This is a genomic window from Mesorhizobium sp. Primo-A (genome assembly GCF_003997175.1).
GTDB lineage: Bacteria > Pseudomonadota > Alphaproteobacteria > Rhizobiales > Rhizobiaceae > Mesorhizobium > Mesorhizobium ciceri.
Genome location: NZ_RZTG01000015.1, coordinates 123738 through 143818 on the forward strand (window position 1 = coordinate 123738; position 20081 = coordinate 143818).

General features: G+C 63.3%; 17 protein-coding genes and 1 riboswitch. Of the genes, 7 read left to right on the forward strand and 10 right to left on the reverse strand.

The genetic code is table 11. The annotated features are described in order from the left end of the window. The first annotated feature begins 47 nt into the window (after positions 1-47). Positions 48-2102 (forward strand): bifunctional aldolase/short-chain dehydrogenase, encoded by a 2055-nt coding sequence (locus tag EOC83_RS26270; protein ID WP_063167609.1) that lies wholly within the window; start codon positions 48-50, stop codon positions 2100-2102. Between the two features lie 52 nt (positions 2103-2154). On the opposite strand, the gene EOC83_RS26275 is transcribed toward EOC83_RS26270, so the two are convergent. From EOC83_RS26275 to EOC83_RS26290, 4 genes are all read right to left on the reverse strand, one after another. Further along, positions 2155-3000 (reverse strand): acyl-CoA thioester hydrolase/BAAT C-terminal domain-containing protein, encoded by an 846-nt coding sequence (locus tag EOC83_RS26275; protein WP_063167608.1) that lies wholly within the window; start codon positions 2998-3000, stop codon positions 2155-2157. Positions 3001-3101: 101 nt separating this feature from the next. Beyond that, the gene (locus tag EOC83_RS26280) at positions 3102-4154 is read right to left on the reverse strand and encodes a substrate-binding domain-containing protein (RefSeq protein WP_023808755.1); all 1053 of its coding nucleotides are present in this window, start codon (positions 4152-4154) and stop codon (positions 3102-3104) included. 51 nt (positions 4155-4205) lie between these two features. Continuing rightward, positions 4206-5201 (reverse strand): ABC transporter permease, encoded by a 996-nt coding sequence (locus tag EOC83_RS26285; RefSeq protein ID WP_013532921.1) that lies wholly within the window; start codon positions 5199-5201, stop codon positions 4206-4208. Between the two features lie 79 nt (positions 5202-5280). Continuing rightward, positions 5281-6792: a sugar ABC transporter ATP-binding protein gene (locus EOC83_RS26290; protein ID WP_063167607.1), complete on the reverse strand. Its 1512-nt coding sequence runs from the start codon at positions 6790-6792 to the stop codon at positions 5281-5283. Positions 6793-6927: 135 nt separating this feature from the next. Here EOC83_RS26290 and mtnK point away from each other — a divergent pair, with 135 nt between their 5' ends. Continuing rightward, positions 6928-8202, forward strand: a complete 1275-nt coding sequence (mtnK, locus tag EOC83_RS26295; RefSeq protein ID WP_063167606.1) for an S-methyl-5-thioribose kinase — start codon at positions 6928-6930, stop codon at positions 8200-8202. Beyond that, entirely contained in the window at positions 8199-9293 is a 1095-nt protein-coding gene (gene mtnA / locus EOC83_RS26300; RefSeq protein WP_013532924.1) for an S-methyl-5-thioribose-1-phosphate isomerase, read from the forward strand. The genes mtnK and mtnA overlap by 4 nt, the downstream gene beginning before the upstream one ends. A 10-nt stretch (positions 9294-9303) precedes the next feature. Here the strand turns inward: mtnA and EOC83_RS26305 are convergent, their stop codons facing one another. Beyond that, complete coding sequence (locus tag EOC83_RS26305; RefSeq protein WP_013532925.1) at positions 9304-9843, reverse strand: Lrp/AsnC family transcriptional regulator; 540 nt, start codon at positions 9841-9843, stop codon at positions 9304-9306. A 49-nt stretch (positions 9844-9892) separates the two neighbouring features. Between EOC83_RS26305 and EOC83_RS26310 the strand changes: the two genes are divergently transcribed. The 3 genes from EOC83_RS26310 to fba all read left to right on the forward strand — a co-directional run bounded on the left by EOC83_RS26310 (position 9893) and on the right by fba (position 13123). Further along, complete coding sequence (locus EOC83_RS26310; RefSeq protein WP_063167605.1) at positions 9893-11062, forward strand: MFS transporter; 1170 nt, start codon at positions 9893-9895, stop codon at positions 11060-11062. 66 nt (positions 11063-11128) lie between these two features. Continuing rightward, positions 11129-11343, forward strand: a riboswitch (FMN riboswitch). 77 nt (positions 11344-11420) lie between these two features. Next, positions 11421-11894, forward strand: a complete 474-nt coding sequence (locus EOC83_RS26315) for a 6,7-dimethyl-8-ribityllumazine synthase (RefSeq protein ID WP_063167604.1) — start codon at positions 11421-11423, stop codon at positions 11892-11894. A 164-nt stretch (positions 11895-12058) separates the two neighbouring features. After that, entirely contained in the window at positions 12059-13123 is a 1065-nt protein-coding gene (fba, locus tag EOC83_RS26320; protein ID WP_013532928.1) for a class II fructose-bisphosphate aldolase, read from the forward strand. A gap of 57 nt (positions 13124-13180) precedes the next feature. On the opposite strand, the gene ftsZ is transcribed toward fba, so the two are convergent. Then, positions 13181-14215 (reverse strand): cell division protein FtsZ, encoded by a 1035-nt coding sequence (gene ftsZ, locus EOC83_RS26325; RefSeq protein ID WP_063167603.1) that lies wholly within the window; start codon positions 14213-14215, stop codon positions 13181-13183. A gap of 483 nt (positions 14216-14698) precedes the next feature. Between ftsZ and EOC83_RS26330 the strand changes: the two genes are divergently transcribed. Beyond that, complete coding sequence (locus EOC83_RS26330; RefSeq protein ID WP_063167602.1) at positions 14699-16054, forward strand: glutamine synthetase family protein; 1356 nt, start codon at positions 14699-14701, stop codon at positions 16052-16054. Between the two features lie 6 nt (positions 16055-16060). On the opposite strand, the gene EOC83_RS26335 is transcribed toward EOC83_RS26330, so the two are convergent. From EOC83_RS26335 to EOC83_RS26350, 4 genes are all read right to left on the reverse strand, one after another. Next, positions 16061-16858, reverse strand: coding sequence for an amino acid racemase (locus EOC83_RS26335; RefSeq protein WP_063167601.1), 798 nt, complete (start codon positions 16856-16858; stop codon positions 16061-16063). Beyond that, entirely contained in the window at positions 16855-18216 is a 1362-nt protein-coding gene (locus EOC83_RS26340) for a cation:dicarboxylase symporter family transporter (RefSeq protein ID WP_063167600.1), read from the reverse strand. Before EOC83_RS26340 ends, EOC83_RS26335 begins: the two co-directional genes overlap by 4 nt. A 2-nt stretch (positions 18217-18218) precedes the next feature. Then, entirely contained in the window at positions 18219-19058 is an 840-nt protein-coding gene (locus EOC83_RS26345) for a transporter substrate-binding domain-containing protein (protein WP_063167599.1), read from the reverse strand. Positions 19059-19264: 206 nt separating this feature from the next. Further along, positions 19265-19954 carry an SDR family NAD(P)-dependent oxidoreductase gene (locus EOC83_RS26350; protein WP_063167598.1) on the reverse strand — a complete coding sequence of 230 codons (690 nt, stop codon included), beginning with the start codon at positions 19952-19954 and terminating at the stop codon, positions 19265-19267. Between the last annotated feature and the right edge of the window lie 127 nt (positions 19955-20081).

Sequence of the window (20081 nt, forward strand, 5' to 3'; positions counted from 1 at the left end):
GGCATTGCTGTTTCACCATCAAAGACAAACAACCGGACGAAGCGAACATGAAGAATTTGTGGAATGACGAAGCAGCCGAAAAACTCGTCGCAGACTACGCGAAAAAGGGTGTCGGCCGCGACCTGGCGCTGCGCGTCTACACGACCCGGCTGCTCGGCGGCGAACCACGGCTGGTCCTGCATGGCGGCGGCAACACCTCTTGCAAGACGACGGCAACCGACCTCGTCGGCGACCAGTGGGACGTGCTGTGCGTCAAGGGCAGCGGCTGGGACATGGGCGTCATCGAGCCGCAGGGCCTGCCGGCGGTCAAGCTCAAGCCGCTGCTCAAGGCGCGCGCGCTGAACAGGCTGGCCGACGAGGACATGGTTGCCCTGCAACGCGTCAACCTCATCGATCCGTCCTCGCCCAACCCGTCGGTCGAGACGCTGCTGCATGCCTTCCTGCCGCACAAATTCGTCGACCACACGCACTCGACCGCCATTCTCGCCATCGTCGACCAGGAGGACTCCAAGCCGCTGGTGACCACGGTTTTCGGCGCCAAGATGGGCTATGTGCCCTACATCATGCCCGGCTTCGACCTCGCCAAGGCGGCTGCCGACATCTTCGACGCCGATCCTGATGTCGAGGGCCTGATCCTCGACAAGCATGGCATCTTCACCTTCGGCGACGATGCGAAGCAGGCCTACGACCGGATGATCCATTATGTGAACGTCGCCGAGGACTTCATTGCCGCAAGTGGCAAGCCGAAGGCGGCAAAGGCAGCCTTGCCAGCAAAGCTCGCGACGCCGGCGTCGATCGCGCCGATGCTGCGCGGCGCGGTGGCGGTAGCGCGCGGCGAAGGCCGCTTCGACCGAATGGTCAGCGATTTCCGCACTTCGCCGGCAATTGTCGATTTCATCAATTCAGCCGAGATCGCCGATTATGCCGGGCGCGGCGTCTCGACGCCCGATCTGTCGATCCGCATCAAGACCGGGCCGATGGCGCTGCCGGCGCCCGACGCGGACAAGGCCGGCGACTACAAGGCGGTGATCAAGAGCCATGTCGACGCGTTCGCCAAGGATTATCGCGCCTATTTCGAAACCAATGATGCGCTCGACGACGTCAAGCGCACCATGCTCGACCAGATGCCGCGGCTGACGCTGGTGCCCGGCCTCGGCATGTTCGGCCACGGCCGCACCCTGAAGGACGCGAAGATCGCGTCGGATGTCGGTGAGATGTGGATCGAGGCAGTGCGTGGCGCCGAGGCCGTCGGCCGGTTCCATCCGCTTTCCAAGGCCGACCTGTTCCCGCTCGAATACTGGTCGCTGGAACAGGCCAAGCTCGCCTCCAACAAGCCGAAGCCGCTGACCGGCCAGGTGGTGCTGATCACCGGCGGTGCCGGCGCGATCGGTGCAGCGACGGCAAAGCTGTTCGCCGACAATGGCGCCCATGCCGTCGTCGTCGATCTCGACGCCGAAAAAGCCGCCGATGCAGCGAAGAAAGCCGGCAACAATTCGATCGGCGTCGCCGCAGACATCACCGACCCGGCACAGGTGCGTGCCGCCTTCGACAAAGCGGTCGCCGTGTTCGGCGGTGTCGACATCCTGGTTTCCAATGCCGGCGCCGCCTGGGAAGGCCGCATCGGCGAGCTTGACGACGCGCTCCTGCGCAAGAGTTTCGAGCTCAATTTCTTCGCCCACCAATCGGTGGCGCAGAACGCCGTGCGCATCATGCTCGAACAGGGCACAGGCGGCGTGCTTCTGTTCAACACCTCCAAGCAGGCCGTCAACCCCGGCCCGAAGTTCGGCGCCTATGGCGTGCCGAAGGCGGCGACGCTGTTCCTGTCCAGGCAGTACGCGCTCGACTATGGCGCGCATGGCATCCGCTCGAACGCCGTCAACGCCGACCGCATCCGCTCGGGCCTTTTGACCGACGCCATGATTGCCAGCCGCTCAGGCGCGCGCGGCGTGTCGGAGAAGGACTACATGTCCGGCAATCTGCTCGGCCAGGAAGTGACGGCGCAGGACGTGGCGCAGGCCTTCCTGCATCATGCGCTGGCCGACCGCACCACCGCCGACGTGACGACCGTCGACGGCGGCAATATCGCGGCAGCGATGCGGTAGGGAAACCGGCCGAGACTGACGCAAAACAGGCGAAGGTATTCGGGATCTGCAGCTACAGCAGTTCTCGGATGCCTTCCCACGCCATTCTGCCCAACCGTGATTCGGCCTCGTCATTGCCGCCATGTGCATGCAATGTCGAGCGTGGTGTGTTCTCGCCAGGCAAGAGAATGCGATGCCCCGCATCCGGCGATGACACGAGATGTGTGATCTTGCCTGCTTCGCTGCGCCGCCGAACAATTTCTGTCGCGAACCATAGCGAGGGCCACAGCGCATCGTCGCCGCCTGCGACCAGCAGGATCTCGGCCGATGCGGTCTCAACGGGGATGGTCGCCGCAGCCGCTTCCTGCCTGAAGGTTTTCAAGCAATGTTCGAAGAGTCCCCTGTAGGATACCAAGCCATCCACGTATTCTGGTGTCCAGTTTGGATCCGTCGGCACAAACGGCAGGGGGATTCCGTCGAGCGACCATGAGGATCGTTCAGGCCAGCTGACGCCATCCGGGCCAGCACCAATATTTCCCCAAATCACCGATGACGGGCTGATGGCGACCACAGCGTCGATGCGCGGGTCATGGACCGCCGCAAGCAGTGAGGCCTCGGCACCCTTGGATGTGCCGACATAGACGATGCGGTGGCATCCTGTTTCAAGGAGACAATCGGTTGCCGCGAAGAAGGTTTCGAGGGGAATTTCGCATATTCCGGGAGGCTGGCCCTCACCGCCGAACCATTGCAGGGCCAAAGCCGACGAGCCCTCGTTTGCAAAGAGCCGTGCGCGCCCGACATCGACGCGGCCACTCGACCCACCCAACACCACGACACCCGTGGTGGCCTGCGGGCATCGAAACAAGGTTCCGGCGACGGCGCCGGACAGGTTTTCCTCGATTGCCGCCTGAGCTTCCATATACGCACCGAACCTTGGGCCGGAGCCTGGCGCCGGCTGCAGATATTCAGCAAAAAGGCCGCCTGCAGCAAGCGGCTGCAGGCGGCCTTCGATAGCGAAAGTTACTTGGCGTTCGGGTTCGGCATCCAGGCCGGCATCGCGACATCGGCGTGGGCGAACTGCGGCAGCTTGGCCGACAGGTCCTCCATGTTCTTGATGTCCTTGTCGATGAGGTCCTTCTGGGTGATCAGTGTCGGCGGCACGACGACGTTGTGGCCGGGGTCTTCACCGGCCAGCAGCTGTGCCAGCGCACGCACCGAGACCTGGCCGACGACGGCCGGGTTGGTCGCGGCGGTCGCGGCCCAGGCGCTGTCGGGCTCGCGCATCGCAGCGATGTCCGAGGTCGAAATGTCGGCCGAATAGATCTTGATGCCCTTGTTCAAGCCCGCTTCGTCGACAGCGATCTTCACGCCCTTGGCGAATTCGTCATAGGGAGCGAACATCACCTTGATGTCGGGATGCGCCGTCAGCACCGAACGCGCCTGGTTGGCGACGGAGTTGGCGATCGGATTGTCGAGCGTGCCGAACATCGCGACTTCCTTGATGCCGGCATATTTCTTCTTGACGTCAACCCAGGTCTCGTTGCGGCGGTCGAGCGGCGCGATGCCGGCGACATAGACATAGCCGGCATTCCAGCTCTCGCCATTGTCCTTGACCGCCTGCTCGAGCGCGAGGCGTGCCAGGTCGCGATCGGACTGTTCGATCTGCGGGATCTTGGGGTTTTCGACATTGACGTCGAAGGCCACAACCTTGATGCCGGCGTCGACCGCACGCTGCGCGGCGTCCTTCATCGATTCCGTCAGGCCGTGCTGGATGATGATGCCCTGCACGCCGAGCGCGATGGCCTGGTCGACCATGTCGGACTGAAGAGCCGCATCCTGGCGGCTGTCGAGGACGCGCAGGTCGATGCCGAGCGCCTTCGACTGCGCCTCGACGCCCGAGAGATAGGCCTGGAAGAAGTCGCCGGTCGAGAGATAGCGCACCAGCGCGATCTTGACGCCGGGCTTGTCGAAGGGCGCCGGCTTGTCCGCGGCAAAAGCCGGGACCTGCATCAGCATAGTTGCGCCGGCCAATCCGAGCGCCACCTTCCCCAGAAGTCTTCTTGTAATGCTCACTTTGTTTTCCTCCACTCTTGTTGAACTCGAAAATCCTGTTCCGGTCGAAAGCTATCTCCTGCCCCTGCCCGAAAGCGCAAAGGTGAAGACAAGGGCGACGACCAGAACCACGCCCTTGATGAAATCCTGCGTGTAGTAAGGCGCGTTCATCATCGTCAGGCCCTGAAGCAAGATGCCGACGAACAGCGCGCCGATGGCGGTGCCGAAGGCGTTCGGCTTGGCGGCACCCAGCACCGCGTAGCCGATCAGCGCTGCGGCAACCGCATCGAGCAGCAGATTATTACCCGAGGCGATGTCGCCGCGTCCAAGCCGGGCAGCGAGCAAAATGCCCCCGATCGAGGCAAAAACACCTGAAATGACGTAAGCCCAGATCTTGTATGCCTTGACAGGCGCGCCGGCGAGTTCGGCGGCGCGCTCATTGCTGCCGACGGCATACATCATGCGGCCGAAACGGGTGTATTCGAGGAAGAACCAGATCAGCACGGCGAGCACGAGCAGCACCACCACCGACACTGGAATGAGGTTCGGGATGAAGAAGTCGAAGCGGTGGCGGCCAAGCGCCAGGAAGGCGTCGGAGAATTTGCCGTTGGCGACCGAACCATCAGGCATGGTCATGCCGGTGGCGATCGAGCGGCCTTCGGTTGGAATGCGCTGCAGGCCGACGAGCAGGAACATCATGCCGAGCGTCGCCAGCAGATCGGGCACACGCATGTAGACGATCAGCCAGCCATTGATCAGGCCGACGATGGCGCCGATGAGCAGGCAGACGACGACCGCGACAAGGGCGTTCTGCTCCAGCACCACCATGACATAGGCGGCCGCCATCATGGCTGAGGTGGCGACCGAGCCGATCGACAGATCAAAACCTCCGACGACCAGCGTGGCGGTGACGCCGAGCGCCAGCACGCCGGTGATGGCGACCGACTGGAAGATGAAAACCGCACTTTGCGGCGAAACGAAACCGTCGGCGGCGATCGAGAAATAGGCGACGAGCCCGAACAAGAGCACGATGAATCCGTAGCGGATGGCGTGGTCGCGCAATGTCATTCGGCGCTCCCGCGCGCTGCTGCCGTTTTTAGCCAATCCGAACCCATGCTCTTTCCATTCCCATTCCTAACGCCCGCGCTCAGGCGGCACTGTGCAGCGGCCCGCCGGCGACCTCGGCCAACAGGCGGTCGAGATCGACATCGGCATTGCGGTGCTCGCCGACGATGGTCTGTTCCGACATGACCAGGATGCGATCGGCGGTCTCCAGCGCCTCGTCGAGTTCGGTGACGAACAGCAGCGTGGCGCGTCCGTTTGCACTGGCCCTGAGCTTGGCGGCGATGTCGCGCCGGGCGGAAATATCGACGCCCTGAAACGGCTCGTCCAGAATGAACAGTCTCGCATGCTGGGCCATCCAGCGGGCGACCATCACCTTCTGCTGGTTGCCGCCGGAGAGCTCCGACATCTCGTCCTTCTCGGAGCGGCAGACGATGCCCAGCTCCTCGATCTGCCGGCGCGCCGTGGCGCGTTCCAGACGGCGCTTGAGAACAGCGAAACGTGACATGCGCTTGTGAAACGGCAGGCTGATATTTTCCTGGATGTTGAAGCCGCCGACGATGCCGTTCTCGCCGCGGTCCTTGGCAACGAGGAACACGCCGGCGGCGATCGCCTCGCCGGCTGTTTCAGGCGCATAAGGCCTGCCGTTCAGCGTCATTGTGCCGGCCAGCGGCTGGCGCACGCCAAACAGCGTCTCGGCAAGCGCCGTCTTGCCGACGCCGACGAGGCCGGTGATGGCAACGACCTCACCGTCGCCGAGCGTCAGCGAGATCGGCCGTGCGCCTTGTGCGATGCGCAGACCGTCTATCTTGAAGACGGCATTGGCCGAATCCCTGACAACAATCCGGTCGAGATGGATCTTGCGGCCGAGCATGGCGTTGACCGCGCCTTCATAGTCGAGCGGTTTCTTGTCGAAAATGCCTGAGATGATCCCGTCCCGCATGGATACGATGCGGTCGGCCAGCCGCCTTATGTCCGACATACGGTGCGAGATGTAGAGGATGGCCACGCCTTGCTCGCGCAGCCTGTCGATCAGGGCAAACAGCCGATCAGCCTCGGCGCTGGAGAGCGATGAGGTCGGCTCGTCGAGGATCAGCACTTTCGGCTTGTGCGCCAGCGCGCGGGCAATCGCCACCATCTGACGATCGGCCAGCGAAAGATCACTCACCCGCGCCTTCAAATCGATGGCCAGCCCCATGCGGTCGGCAACCGTCTTGGCCTCTCGCCGCACGCGCATTGGATTGAACAGGGTCGGCGCACCGCTGCCGCTCAGCCGGTCCAGCGTCAGGTTGGTGGCGACGTCGAGATCGGCGACGACACCGTCGTTGATGTTCTGATGCACGGTGACGACGCCGGCGCGGATCGCCTCGGCCGGGGTTTTCGGCGCGAAATCCTGGTCGGCGAGCGCCATCGTCCCGCCGCCGCGTTCGTAGACACCAGAGATGATCTTGACGAGGGTGGATTTGCCGGCGCCGTTGGCGCCCATCAGCACGGTCACTTCACCGGCATGCAGTTCCAGCGAGACGCCGCCAAGCACCTCGTTATGGCCAAAGGATTTCCTCAGTCCCTCTACGCGGAACACGGCATTGCCGACCATGCGTTCCTCCCTGACATGACGCTATGGGCTGTATCGGCAATTGTCAACACGATTGACAATTGCCAGATCGCTTCCTAGCTTGGCCCGGCCGCCACGCCTCCGTTATGTTGGAAGCGCATATGCGGGAGGATAACGATGACTGAAGAATTGCCGTTCGAAGCCCTATCGGTCGAAACCCTGGCTGCACGCCTTGGCGGCAACGAGGCGCTGTGCGCGAAGATCGGCAAGGACACCGGCGCCTGGAAGGTCCGCGAGGTCGGCGACGGCAATCTCAACCTGGTGTTCATCGTCGAGGGCGCCAGCGGTGCGGCCGTGGTCAAGCAGGCCCTGCCCTATGTCCGCCTGGTCGGCGACAGCTGGCCGCTGCCGTTGAAGCGCTCCTTCTTCGAATATCACGCGCTGACCAGGCAAGAGGCGCGCGCGCCGGGCTCGGTGCCGGCGATCCATTATTTCGATGAAGGTCAGGCGCTGATCATCATGGAATATCTTGCGCCGCCGCATATCATCCTGCGCCGTGCCCTGATCGACGGCCGCCAACTGCCGAACATCGCCCGGGATATCGGCCTGTTCATGGCCCGCACGCTGTTTCGCGGCTCCGACCTGCATATGACCGCCAAGGACCGCAAGGCCGATCTGGCGCTGTTCGCCGACAATGCCGAGCTTTGCGACATCACCGAAAACCTCGTGTTCTCCGATCCCTATTTCGATGCCAAGATGAACCGGCACACCTCGCCGCAGCTCGACGGCCTGGTCGCCGAACTGCGCGCCGACCGCGACCTCAAGGTCGAGGCGCAGCGGCTGAAGCACATCTTCGCCGCCAATGCCGAAACGCTGCTGCATGGCGACCTGCATTCCGGTTCGATCATGGTCACCGACACGGAGACCCGGATGATCGATCCGGAGTTCGCCTTCTACGGCCCGATGGCTTTCGACGTCGGCATGCTGCTTGCCAATTTCTGGATGTCCTTCTTCTCGCAACGCGGTCACGAACAGAAGGGCAAGCGCGACGCCATGCGCGCCTATCTGCTCGGTGTGACGGTCGAGACCTGGGCGGTGTTCCGCGCCGAGTTTTCGCATCTATGGCGCAGCGAGCGCACCGGCATGCTCTACCAAAAGAGCCTGTTCGAGGACCAGGGCGACATCCTTGCCTCAGAGCAGGCGCTCGACCATGTGCTGCACCAGATCTGGACCGATCTGCTAGGCTTTGCCGGCGTCGAAGTGCACCGGCGCATCCTCGGTCTCGCTCACAATGCCGATTTCGAGACCATTGCCGACGAGGATCTGCGCGCCAGTTGTGAAGCAAAGGCGCTGAAATTCGGCCGCCACCTCGCCGTCAACCGGCGCCAGATCCACAGCATCGACGAGGTCAACCAACTGGCCGCGCTGATCGAACAGGAGAGCAGCATTTGAACGTCGGCGACCGCCACTATCGCACCATCTGGCTGAGCGACGATGGCCGTTCGGTCGATATCATCGACCAGCGCTGGCTGCCGCATGATTTCCGCATCGAGAGGATCGGCACGGTTGCCGGCATCGCCACCGCCATCCGCGACATGTGGGTGCGCGGCGCGCCGCTGATCGGCGTCACCGCTGCCTATGGCGTCGCCATGCAGATGGCCGACGATGCGTCGGATGCAGCGCTCGACGCCGTGTGGGAGACCCTGCACGAGACGCGGCCGACCGCGATCAATCTGCGCTGGGCGCTGGACGAAATGCGGCGCTTCCTGCGGCCTTTGCCTACCGAACAACGCGCTGCAGCCGCCTATCGGCGGGCCAGTGAGATCGCCGACGAAGATGTCGGCCTCAACCGCGCCATCGGCGAGAACGGTCTCACCATCATCAAGGCGATCGCGGCGCGCAAGCAGAAGGGCGAGCCGGTCAACATCCTGACCCATTGCAATGCCGGCTGGCTGGCGACGGTCGATTACGGCACGGCGACCGCGCCGATCTACCTGGCCACAGAAGCCGGCATTCCGGTCCATGTCTATGTCGACGAGACGCGGCCGCGCAACCAGGGCGCCCAGCTGACCGCCTGGGAGATGGCCGGGCACGGCGTGCCGCACACGCTGATCGTCGACAATGCCGGCGGCCATCTGATGCAGCGCGGCGCAATCGACATGGTCATCGTCGGTACCGACCGCACCACCGCCGACGGCGACGTCTGCAACAAGATCGGCACCTATCTCAAGGCGCTCGCCGCCGCCGACAACGACGTGCCGTTCTATGTCGCGCTGCCGTCGCCGACCATCGACTGGACGGTGCATGACGGACTGGCCGAAATCCCGATCGAGCAACGCTCGGCCGACGAGGTCTCGCTGGTCTGGGGCAAGACCGCCGCCGGCGAGATTGCCCAGGTGCGCATTTCGCCTGAGACGACGCCGGCGGCCAACCCGGCCTTCGACGTGACGCCGGCGCGGCTGGTGACCGGCCTGATCACCGAGCGCGGTGTCGCCAAGGCCTCGCGCGAGGGCCTGAAGCAGATGTTTCCCGAGCGGGCGTAGCCGCTCGCTTCTAGTACAGAGGCTCGGCCATGTGCTTGGGTGTCGGCCAAGTCTCGGTGATACCCGGCTGCACCGGCCGCTCCAGATAGGTCGAGAGCACCACATAGCTGCGCGTCGAGGTGACGCCCGGCGTTTCGTAGAGGCGCGCCAAAAGGCCTTCGAGGGCCCTGGTGTCTTCGGTGCGGACCTTCAGCAGCATGCAGGTGTCGCCGGCGACGGTATGGATTTCCTCCACTTCGGGATATTGCGAGACCGCCATCAGTTCCGGCGTCTTTCCCCAGCCCCTGGTGTCGATATGGACAAAGGCGAGCAAAGGCTTTTTCACCGCCCGGGGATCGATGATGGTGACCGTGTTGCGGATGGCGCCGCTGCGCCGGAGCCGTTTGACCCGCTCATGCGCTGCCGGTGGCGACAAGCCGACGCGATCGCCGAGTTCGGCGTAGCTGATCGTGGCATCATCGACCAGGACACCTAATATTCTTCGGTCTATCGCGTCGAGATCGCGGGCCGCCGGCCTGTTCTGCAGAATGCCATCTGTTTCTTCATCCATGGCGAAATTCCTGGTTCTCCGCTGAATAGAATACGGCCATTATGCCGATATGTCGAACATTGATCAACTTGCACCATTGACTGCCCGAGCCCCGATCCCGGCGCTTGCCTATCTGTTGACGGGCTGCATCGCGGTCATCGGCTCGAACTCGCTGGTGCTGGGTCCGATTGCACCGGCTGTCGCCTCGTCGTTCGGGACCAGCGTGCCGGCCGTGATGATTGCGGCGGCCGCGTTCGGCCTCGGCACCTCTGCCAGCGCGCTGTTCCTGGCGCGCTACATCGACCGGCTCGGTGCTCGCAGAATGCTGCAGGGCGCACTGCTGCTGTTGGCACTGGCGCTGGTCGCCAGCGCCGCGGCACCCACGGTGATCATGCTGGTCGCCGCACAGCTGCTGGCCGGCATCGCCGCCGGCGTCGCCATGCCGGCGATCTATGCCAGCGCGGCGGCCATCGCCCCACCGGGCAGGGAGAGCGGCACGATCGGCGTCGTGCTGACCGGATGGACGCTCAGCATGGTCGCCGGCGTCTCGCTGTCGGCCGTGCTTGCCGATCTTGTGCATTGGCGCGCCGTTTTCGTGGCGGTCGCGGTGCTTGCGGCCCTTGCATGGATGGGACTGACAGTGACGTCGCTCAGCGACACCAGGAAGGCCGGACCGGCGCCCGCCCCGCTGGAAGCGCTCGGCATTCCCGGAATCCTGCCGCTGCTGGTCGCGTGCGCGGCCTTCATGACTTCGTTCTACGGCGTCTATGGCTATCTCGGCGACCATCTTCATGTCGGGCTTGGACAGCCGGTGAGTGCCAATGGCCTGGCGGCGCTTGCCTACGGCATAGGCTTCGGCACCGCTGCTCTGCTCGACGGCGTCATCGACAGACTGGGTGCGCGGCGCGTCATGCCGTTTGCCTATCTTCTTGTCGCCGTCGTCTACGTCGCGATGGCGGCGACGAGCGACAGTTTCGGGCTGACCTTGACCATGGTGGCAATCTGGGGACTGGCCAATCATTTCGGCCTGAACGTCCTGGTGATGCGCCTGTCGGCGCTCGATCCGTCGCGGCGCGGCACGATCATGGGGCTGAACAGTGCGGTGACTTACCTCGCGGTCTTTGTCGGCACCACCAGCTTCGGGCCGCTTTATTCCAACTTCGGCTTTGCTGTCTGCGTGATGGTTGCAGCACTGCTCATGCTGATCGCCGCATCGGCGGCGGCGTGGCGCACGCGGTAGTCGAACGTGCTTGGCCCAACCTTCTCACGGTTGACAGCAGCGTCCTGCCCTTTCATACAAAGCCGTTAATGTTCTCAGGGCGGGGTGAAAGTCCCCACCGGCGGTAAGGGTTTCTACCCAAGCCCGCGAGCGCTTTCCGGTCCACGCATCAATGCGTGGATTCTTAAGTGCTAGAGCGTCCTTTACGCGTCCAAGGGACGCGTGGCGCTCTAGTGGAAAGGTCAGCAGATCCGGTGTGATTCCGGAGCCGACGGTTACAGTCCGGATGGAAGAGGACGAAACGGAAGCCGGCCCGCTTTTTGCGGGCTTAATCCGTATCGTGCGTCCTGATTCTGGTTCGAAACGGAAGGATGGACCCATGAATCAGCATTCCCATAAAGACTATGAAACGACCCGCATCGCCGTTATCCGCGCGCGCTGGCATGCCGACATCGTCGACCAGTGCGTACAGGCCTTCGAAGCTGAACTGGCCTCTCTGGGAGACGAGCGCTTCACCGTCGACATCTTCGACGTGCCCGGCGCCTATGAAATTCCCCTGCATGCCAAGACCCTGGCCGGGACCGGCCGTTATGCCGCGATCCTCGGCACAGCCTTTGTGGTCAATGGCGGCATCTACCGGCATGAGTTCGTCGCAAGTGCTGTCATCGACGGCATGATGAACGTGCAGCTGTCGACCGGCGTGCCGGTGCTGTCGGCGGTGCTCACCCCGCACAACTACCACGACAGCGCCGAGCACCACCGCTTCTTCTTCGAGCACTTCACTGTCAAGGGCAAGGAAGCGGCGAACGCCTGCGTGCAACTCCTGGCGGCGCGGGACCTGATCGCGGCCTGAGGTCGTCAAACTGGCCGGATTTCAACCCTGCAACAAGAATTGCGATCGAGAAGCGCTCCGAAGGTTGCGGTTCCCTTGAAATCCCGCCAGAAGCATCAAGGGCCGACCGGCAAACCGGCCGGCCCGCGACGTTGCGCTTGAAACCAGATACGGGAGACTATTGGGTGGCTCGCATAACACTGAGACAATTGCTCGACCACGCCGCCGAATACGGCTATGGCGTGCCCGCTTTCAACATGAACAACATGGAACAGGGCCTCGCCATCATGGAGGCCGCCGAGGAGACCAAGTCGCCGGTCATCCTGCAGGCTAGCCGCGGCGCGCGCGCCTATGCCAATGACGTGGTGCTGGCCAAGCTGATCGACGCGCTGGTCGAAATCCATCCCGACATTCCGGTCTGCATGCATCTCGACCATGGCAACAACGAAGCCACCTGCGTCACCGCGATCCAGTACGGCTTCACCTCCGTCATGATGGACGGATCGCTGAAGGAAGACGGCAAGACGCCGGCCGACTACGCCTACAATTCCGGCATCACCAAGCGCGTCGTCGACATGGCGCATTGGGGCGGCGTGTCCGTCGAAGGCGAGATCGGCGTGCTCGGCTCGCTCGAGAGCGGCGGCGGCGAGCAGGAAGACGGCCACGGCGTCGAAGGCGCGATCAGCCACGACCAGCTTTTGACCGATCCCGAACAGGCGGTCGAGTTCGTCAAGGACACCCATGTCGATGCGCTGGCGGTGGCCATGGGCACCAGCCATGGCGCCTACAAATTCTCGCGCAAGCCGGACGGCGCGGTGCTGGCCATGAACGTCATCGAGGAGATCCATCGCCGCCTGCCGAACATGCACCTGGTCATGCACGGCTCGTCCTCGGTGCCCGAGGATCTGCAGGAGATCATCAACAAATATGGCGGCCAGATGAAGCCGACCTGGGGCGTGCCGGTCGAGGAGATCCAGCGCGGCATCAAGCACGGCGTGCGCAAGATCAACATCGACACCGACAACCGCATGGCGCTGACCGGCGCGATCCGCAAGGTGCTGACCGAGAACCCGAGCGAGTTCGACCCGCGCAAGTATCTGACACCGGCCATGGCCGCCATGCGCAAGCTCTGCAAGGAGCGCTTCGAACAGTTCGGCACCGCCGGCAACGCGCAGAAGATCAAGCCGCTGCCGGTCGCCGAAATGGCCAAGCGCTACAAGTCGGGCAGTCTGGACCCGAAGTTCGGCTGAGCTGAACGCTGGTATCGAGGGCAGGAGCGCGGCAGCGCCCTGCCCGTTTACCGAACGCTATTGAAGCGTGCGCGCCGGCGGCTGACCGGCGTGGTCGCGCGCGATGCCGGCGTCGGCATCCTCGGCGCCAAAAGCACGGTCGAGGCCCGTCGCCACGACCGAGACCCTGAAGCGGCCTTCCATGCCCTTGTCGAAGATGGCGCCAACGATGATGTCGGCATCCTCGTAGACCTCTTCGCGAATGCGGGTGGCGGCCTCGTCGACTTCAAACAGGGTCATGTCCCTGCCGCCCGATATCGAGACCAGCACGCCCTTGGCGCCTTTCATCGACACTTCGTCGAGCAGCGGGTTGGCGATCGCGGCTTCGGCCGCCTTCATCGCGCGGCCTTCACCGGAAGCCTCACCGGTGCCCATCATGGCGCGGCCCATGTCGCGCATCACGGATTTGACATCGGCGAAGTCGAGATTGATCAGGCCTTCCTTGACGATGAGGTCGGTGATGCAGCTGACGCCGGCATAGAGCACCCGGTCGGCAATGACGAACGCATCGGCGAAGGTGGTCTTGGCATCGGCGATCCTGAACAGGTTCTGGTTCGGGATGACGATCACCGTGTCGGCGCTCTCGCGCAGCCGCTCGATGCCTTCTTCGGCCATCTGCATGCGGCGCCGGCCTTCAAAGGTGAACGGCTTCGTGACGACGCCAACCGTCAGGATGCCGGCTTTGCGCGCCGCCTGGGCGATGATTGGAGCCGCACCGGTTCCCGTGCCGCCGCCCATTCCGGCGGTGACGAAACACATATGCGTGCCGGCCAGATGATCCATGATCTCGTCGAGCGATTCCTCGGCCGCGGCGCGACCGATCTCGGGAAGCGATCCGGCGCCCAGCCCTTCGGTGACATGAGCGCCAAGCTGGATCAGCCGCGTCGCCTTGGACATAGTCAGCGCCTGCGCGTCGGTGTTGGCGGCGATGAATTCGGTACCCTGAAGCTGCTCGGCGATCATGTTGTTGACGGCATTGCCGCCGCCGCCGACGCCGATAACGGTGATCTTGGGTCTCATCTCGGAGATTTCGGGCTTCTTGAACTCGGCCATGCCTGTTTCTCCTTCGTCAATTGCGCGCGCTTCACGACCCACCCGCAGACTGCCTTGGGCATATTGCAATCGAGCGGCATGACGCGAATCAGTCCGTTGCGATGGGTACCCCAAAAAGCCAGACAGCGGCCAGAGGTGCAAGTGCATGCGAGGTCAAGATTTGTGATGACCGTTTTGCACAGCGTGGCTCGGGCGCTGCGTGCGCCAGATCTTACCGCAGCGAACTCGCCGCTCCCGCCGATAGCGGCTGCGCGCTGGTTTACCGTCTCGTGCTTGGCATTCCGCCCTCCAACCTCTATGTTGCGATCGCAGATCGCGCAATTGGTTTTGAAATGCCTCCCGACATACCAGCTAGTGACTTGAAAAAATAAGGAAAAGCGCTTGGCGACAGCCACGTCTGTTTTCCTAAAACTCACCAGCTATTTTTACCAGGGACGTGCGGCCGGTCAGGCTGCGGCACCTTCGAAAACCAGAGGTTTTAAATTGAGCGATGCAATTGCGGACGTTTTGAACTGGCTTGAAAGCAGAACCGACATCCAGAGCCTCAGGGCGGCGGTGTGCGACCTCAACGGTATCATGCGCGGCAAGCGCATTCCCGTCGAGCAGGCAAGAAAGGCGCTGGAAGGCAAGCTGCGCATGCCTTTTTCGCTGATCGGACTGGATGTCTGGGGCGAAGACATCGAAGGCAACAGCCTGGTTTTCTCGACCGGCGATGCCGATGGACTGTGCCAATGGACCGGGCGCGGCATTCTGCCGGTGGCCTGGACGGCGCATCCGACGGCACTTGTCCCGCTGTGGCTTGCCGACGAAAGCGGCGCGCCCTATCTCGGCGACCCGCGACGGGCGCTGGCCCGCATCCTCGATCGCTACAAGGCCCTGGGCCTGACCCCGGTCGCGGCAACGGAACTCGAATTCTACCTCGTCGATCCGCAATCGCAGCGGCCGGTCGGCCCTGTCTCGCCGGTGACCGGACGCCGGCTCGATTCCGACGCGGCGCTGTCGATCGACGAAATCGACGATTTCGAATCCTTCATCCATGACGTCTACGAGGCTTGCCGGACGCAAGGCATTCCCGTCGACACGGCCATCGCCGAAAACGGCGTCGGTCAGTTCGAGATCAATCTGAACCATGTCGCGGACGCGTTGCGGGCGGCTGACGATGCGGTGCTGTTCAAGCGCACGGTGAAGGGCATTGCCCGCAAGCACGGCTTTGCCGCCTGCTTCATGGCCAAGCCCTATGGCGACCGGGCGGGCAACGGCTTTCACGTTCATTTCAGCCTGGTCGACGGTGAAGAGCGCAACGTCTTCGACGACGGCACCGACCAGGGCTCGGAGACCATGCGCCATGCAGTCGGTGGCCTGCTTGCGGCAATGGCCGAGAGCACGCTGGTATTCGCGCCGCACTTCAATTCGTACCGCAGGCTGCGCCCAAGATCCTATGCGCCAACCGCGGTCGCCTGGGGCTATGAGAATCGCATGGTCGCGATCCGCATTCCGGGCGGGCCGACCGCTGCTCGCCGTATCGAGCACCGCGTATCGGGAGCCGACGCCAACCCCTATCTGGTGCTCGCGGCCATATTGGGCGCCGCGCTGACCGGCATCGAAAGACAGTTGTCGCCAGGTGATCCGATCGGCACAGACGGCCAGGGACTTCCGCCGGCAAAGCTGCCGCCGGACTGGGCATCCGCGATCGCCGCCTTCGAGAGCGGGACGCATGTGGCGGAGATTTTTCCAGCCATCCTGCGCGACTCCTTTGTGGCCTGCAAACGCCAGGAGCTGAACACGTTCGCGCTCAATGTCAGCGATTTCGAGATCGAGACATACCTCGAGAGCGTCTAGATCGGGTTACGCCAGTACGGCCAAGCTGCCGCGCATCGGCCAATCATGTCCTGGCGGCCGCGATACGGTCGGCAGCCCTCGGGCTTCCTGCGTACCGAACCCTAATCGCGTCAGGCAGGCTCGCGCCAGGGCCGCATTGCTGTCGATGACGAGCAATCCATTCACGTCGTTGAGGCTGGCGGCCACCACCGACAGTTCGGTGCAGCCGAGCAGGGCGGCATCGGCGCCGGCCGCTTGCGCGATGTCGAGCGCGCGCTCGGTTTCAACCGCCGCATCCGCGATCGAACCCGCCTTGACGAGGCTGATCGCGCTGTCGACGCACGCCTGAAATTCGGTGTTCGAGGGAAGGCAGAGCTCAAATCCCGCCGCCGACATCCTGTCCTGATAGAAGCCGGAGACCAGCGTGCCCTGGGTGGCGAGAACAGCAACCCGGCCCCGCTCCAGGCTACGACGCGTCTCCGCCACCACGGCGTCGCCGATATGGATGATTTCCGCGCGCGAATTCGCCGCCAGTTGGTCGTACCAATGATGGGCGGTGTTGCACGGCATCGCGACGCAGGCGACGCCGAGCGCATTGAGCGTCGCGACCGCCGCTTTCAAAGGCGCCAGCGGGCCGTCATGGCCGGCAAGGATGGCTTCGGTCCTGTCGGGCAGCTGCGGTACGCTGAGGATCACGGCAGGCACATGTTCGTTGTCTCTGAACGCCTGGGTCATCCGGGTCAATTTGAAGTAGAAGTCAGCCGATGCAAGCGGCCCCAGGCCGCCGATAATGCCGAGCTGGGGACGGATGCTGTCGTCGATCATCCGGCAGGCTCGGCTTCGAGCTGTTCCGAGACGGTTTCAGGCTGTGTCGCCTCCCTGTGGCTGGGAGCGATCATTGCCGTGCTCGCCGCGACGGTGCAGACGCTGGCCAGCGTCATGAACGTGTCCACGGCCGCATCCACCGCGACGAACAAAGCGAACGCCGCCTCGAAGGGAAGCTTCAGGTAGCCGCAGACGATGGACATCTGCGACAGGATGAGCAGGCTGCCCATGCCGCCGGTGGTGAGCGCGAGAAGCGCCGAGATGATGCCGACGAGCACGAGGTCGGGGACTGCAAGCGGATGGCCGTAGAGCTGGGCGATGAACAGCGCACCCGAAGTGTAGAGCAGCGCCGGGCCTGTACGCAGCAAAGCCGCCTGCAGCGGCACCAGCAGTTCCACGACCACCAGGCTGAACCGCAGGCGCTCGCTCAAAAGGTTGATGACCCACGGCAGCGAGGCGACCGTAGAGCGTGTGGTGATGGCCACCATGAGAAGGGGCTGGCAGGTCTTGATCGTCGTCCAGTAGCTTCGTCGCGACCGGATGGCGATAATGGCAAAGGCGCCGGCAACGAATATGAGGCAGGAAAAACCCATCACCAGCAGGTAACCGCCCATCAGCGTGAGCGGCTTGGTTCCGGTCGACGCGGTCTGGTCCGCGATCAGGATGAAGGTTGCAAAGGGCAACCCCCAGATGAACCAGTTGGTCAGCACCGTACAGGCCCTGTAGACCGCGTTGAGCGCCTGCGTCAGGCTCATGGACGAGGGCTGGGGAATCTTCCCCATCGCGAGCCCGAAAAGCAGGCAGAACAGCAGAACCTGGATGGTCTGTCCCGAGGCCAGCGCATTGAAGACGTTGTTCGGCACCAGGTCGAGCAGGATCGAATGCCCGCCGCTGGGATCCCCATTGGAGGGCGGCGGCTGGAACGGGAAGGCGAGATCGGTGGACACGCTGCCTTGCGAATTGATGAACTCGCCAAGCTCGATGCGCGACTGGGGATTCTCGATCTGGCCCGGCTGCAGGATCAGCGACAAGGTGCCGCTCACCAGCACGGCCAGGAACGACACGACCAGCACGGCCATACCCACCTTACCGAGGTAGCGGACCGATTTCGGGTCCTGGACCATCGCCGTGATGGAGAAGATGACCGATGAGACCAAATAGGGCAGGACGACCATCTTTAGGAAATTCAGGTAGAGTTGTGCGACAGGGCTGATCGCATGGGCAAAGTCTGGATAGTAGAGGCCGCACAGGATTCCTGCAGCAATCATCGCAATCGTCGTCACCGGCGATCGCAAGATACGCCTTGCCGCGAGACGCCAATCGAAAGGCAGGGGTCCGGCTACGTCGGAGATGGCCATTGTCAGGCTTTGCTCCCCAGGCGATAGCGGGCGATGATCTCGTCCGTGTTGAGAATCTGCTGACCCCGCGCGAGGTCGAGATACAGATCGACAAAGGCCGCGAGATGCGGATTGTCCGGCCGCACGCCGACTGCGATCGTATCGACCTTGTCGGTCAGCGTGATGGAGCGCGCTACGACTGTCATCGACGGATCGTCGACCATCAGCTTCTTGATCTCGAAATCATCGCGATAGGCCATGTCGATCGTCCCGTTTCGGATCGCATCGATGATCAGGTCCCAGCTTGCCAAGCGATGGATTTGCGCATGTGGGAAAGTCGTGGCCGCATAAGTGGCGAAGGAAGAGCCCTCGATCACGCCGAGATCACCTGAGAAATCACGGACAATCTGTTCTGGCGGCTTGCCTTGCGCGATACGCGCCAGGTTGAGGCGGTTGGCGATCAGCCCTTGCCGCAGCATGGCGTAGGGGCGGGAATAGATGATCGACCGGCCGCGCTGAAGCGTCCTGCTGAGCTTGCCAATCGCCATGTCGGCCTGTCCGGAACTGACCTGTCTGACGATATCGTCGAACGTTGCGGCGGATCGGTCGAACACCGGCTCGACCCCAAGCGCCGCGGCGATGCCGTGGGCCAGTTCCATGTCTATGCCATTGTCCCCCGATCCGTCGGCCGGGAAGAACGGATTGGAAGCGAAGGCCGGCATTGCGATGCGCAAGGCATCGCCGCTCGCGATCGGCGTTGGGGCGTTCTCCGCCTGCTGTCCTGGAGTGTTGGCCGCCCGGGCTTGCGAGATCAGCAACCCGCCGCTCCCGGCCGCAAGCAGTGTACGACGTGTAACCGGCATACGCGTTCTCAATTAGACCGGGAAAGCCAGCAAGATGCACAACCGACGTTAAACAAACGTATATATTACACTGCGCTTTTTTATGTATTGGATAAGCAGCTCAGCGCCACAAAATATTAGTATCACCTAATGTAAAAGGAATGGCGGAAGGATCGCGTTACTTCCCGCCAGGCGATTAGTTGGCCCCTAGGCGATCAGCTGCACTGTCAAAACGTCTCTGCCCAGGGCCGCAGCTCAAGCTCCGAGCTCCAGGCGCTGCGATGCTGGGGATGGGTTGTAAGATAGGCCTCGGCGATGGCGTCCGGCGATAGACGGCGGTCCGGCCGGCCGGGATCGGCCACCTGTCCGGCCGGCTCGATCTGGCCGTCGATGATGAAGTGGGCGACGTGGATGTTCTGCGGAGCGAGCTCGCGGGCCATGGACTGCGCCAGGCCGCGCAGGCCGAATTTCGGCATGGCGAAGCCGGCTGAGCCGGGAAATCCCTTCACACTGGCGGTGGCGCCGGTGAACAGGATCGATCCGGAACCCCGCCCAAGCAGCCGGCGCGCCGCCTGCTGGCCGACCAGGAAGCCGCCATAGGCGCCGACCAGCAATGCCTGTTTGACCGCTTCGGCATCGAGCTCGGCGATCGGTCCGCGGGTGCGCGCGCTGGCGTTGAACACTGCAAGCGCCAGCGGGCCGGCCTTGTCTGCAGTGTCGAACAGGCTGGCGACGGACGCGACGTCGGCAACATCCGTCTCGACGGCCAGCGCACCGGTTTCGTCGGTCAGAGCGCTGAGCTTCTCGAAATTGCGGGCGGCCAGAATCACGCGAAAGCCTTCCTGGGTGAGAAGGCGCGCAAGCGAGGCGCTCAGACCAGCGCCGGCGCCTGCAATGACGGCCACATCGGATGCCATGATTTTTCACTCCTTGCGGATTTCGGCGGAAGCGTTCGCCAGATCAGGCAAGGTCGCGCCTTCGGGGCTGACAGGCAAGAGGTGGCATCTCGGCGGTTGTTGAGCCAGACGGCTGCAGAACCAACGT

Bases quoted from the DNA above. Each gene is read 5' to 3' on its own strand.
- mtnK (WP_063167606.1), top strand. From the start codon at position 6,928: ATGACTGAAGAATTGCCGTTCGAAGCCCTATCGGTCGAAACCCTGGCT.
- EOC83_RS26315 (WP_063167604.1), top strand. From the start codon at position 11,421: ATGAATCAGCATTCCCATAAAGACTATGAAACGACCCGCATCGCCGTT.
- EOC83_RS26350 (WP_063167598.1), bottom strand. From the start codon at position 19,954: ATGGCATCCGATGTGGCCGTCATTGCAGGCGCCGGCGCTGGTCTGAGC.
- EOC83_RS26345 (WP_063167599.1), bottom strand. From the start codon at position 19,058: ATGCCGGTTACACGTCGTACACTGCTTGCGGCCGGGAGCGGCGGGTTG.
- ftsZ (WP_063167603.1), bottom strand. From the start codon at position 14,215: ATGGCCGAGTTCAAGAAGCCCGAAATCTCCGAGATGAGACCCAAGATC.
- EOC83_RS26305 (WP_013532925.1), bottom strand. From the start codon at position 9,843: ATGGATGAAGAAACAGATGGCATTCTGCAGAACAGGCCGGCGGCCCGC.
- EOC83_RS26275 (WP_063167608.1), bottom strand. From the start codon at position 3,000: ATGGAAGCTCAGGCGGCAATCGAGGAAAACCTGTCCGGCGCCGTCGCC.
- EOC83_RS26285 (WP_013532921.1), bottom strand. From the start codon at position 5,201: ATGACATTGCGCGACCACGCCATCCGCTACGGATTCATCGTGCTCTTG.
- EOC83_RS26335 (WP_063167601.1), bottom strand. From the start codon at position 16,858: ATGATCGACGACAGCATCCGTCCCCAGCTCGGCATTATCGGCGGCCTG.
- EOC83_RS26310 (WP_063167605.1), top strand. From the start codon at position 9,893: ATGTCGAACATTGATCAACTTGCACCATTGACTGCCCGAGCCCCGATC.
- EOC83_RS26270 (WP_063167609.1), top strand. From the start codon at position 48: ATGAAGAATTTGTGGAATGACGAAGCAGCCGAAAAACTCGTCGCAGAC.
- EOC83_RS26340 (WP_063167600.1), bottom strand. From the start codon at position 18,216: ATGGCCATCTCCGACGTAGCCGGACCCCTGCCTTTCGATTGGCGTCTC.
- EOC83_RS26290 (WP_063167607.1), bottom strand. From the start codon at position 6,792: ATGGTCGGCAATGCCGTGTTCCGCGTAGAGGGACTGAGGAAATCCTTT.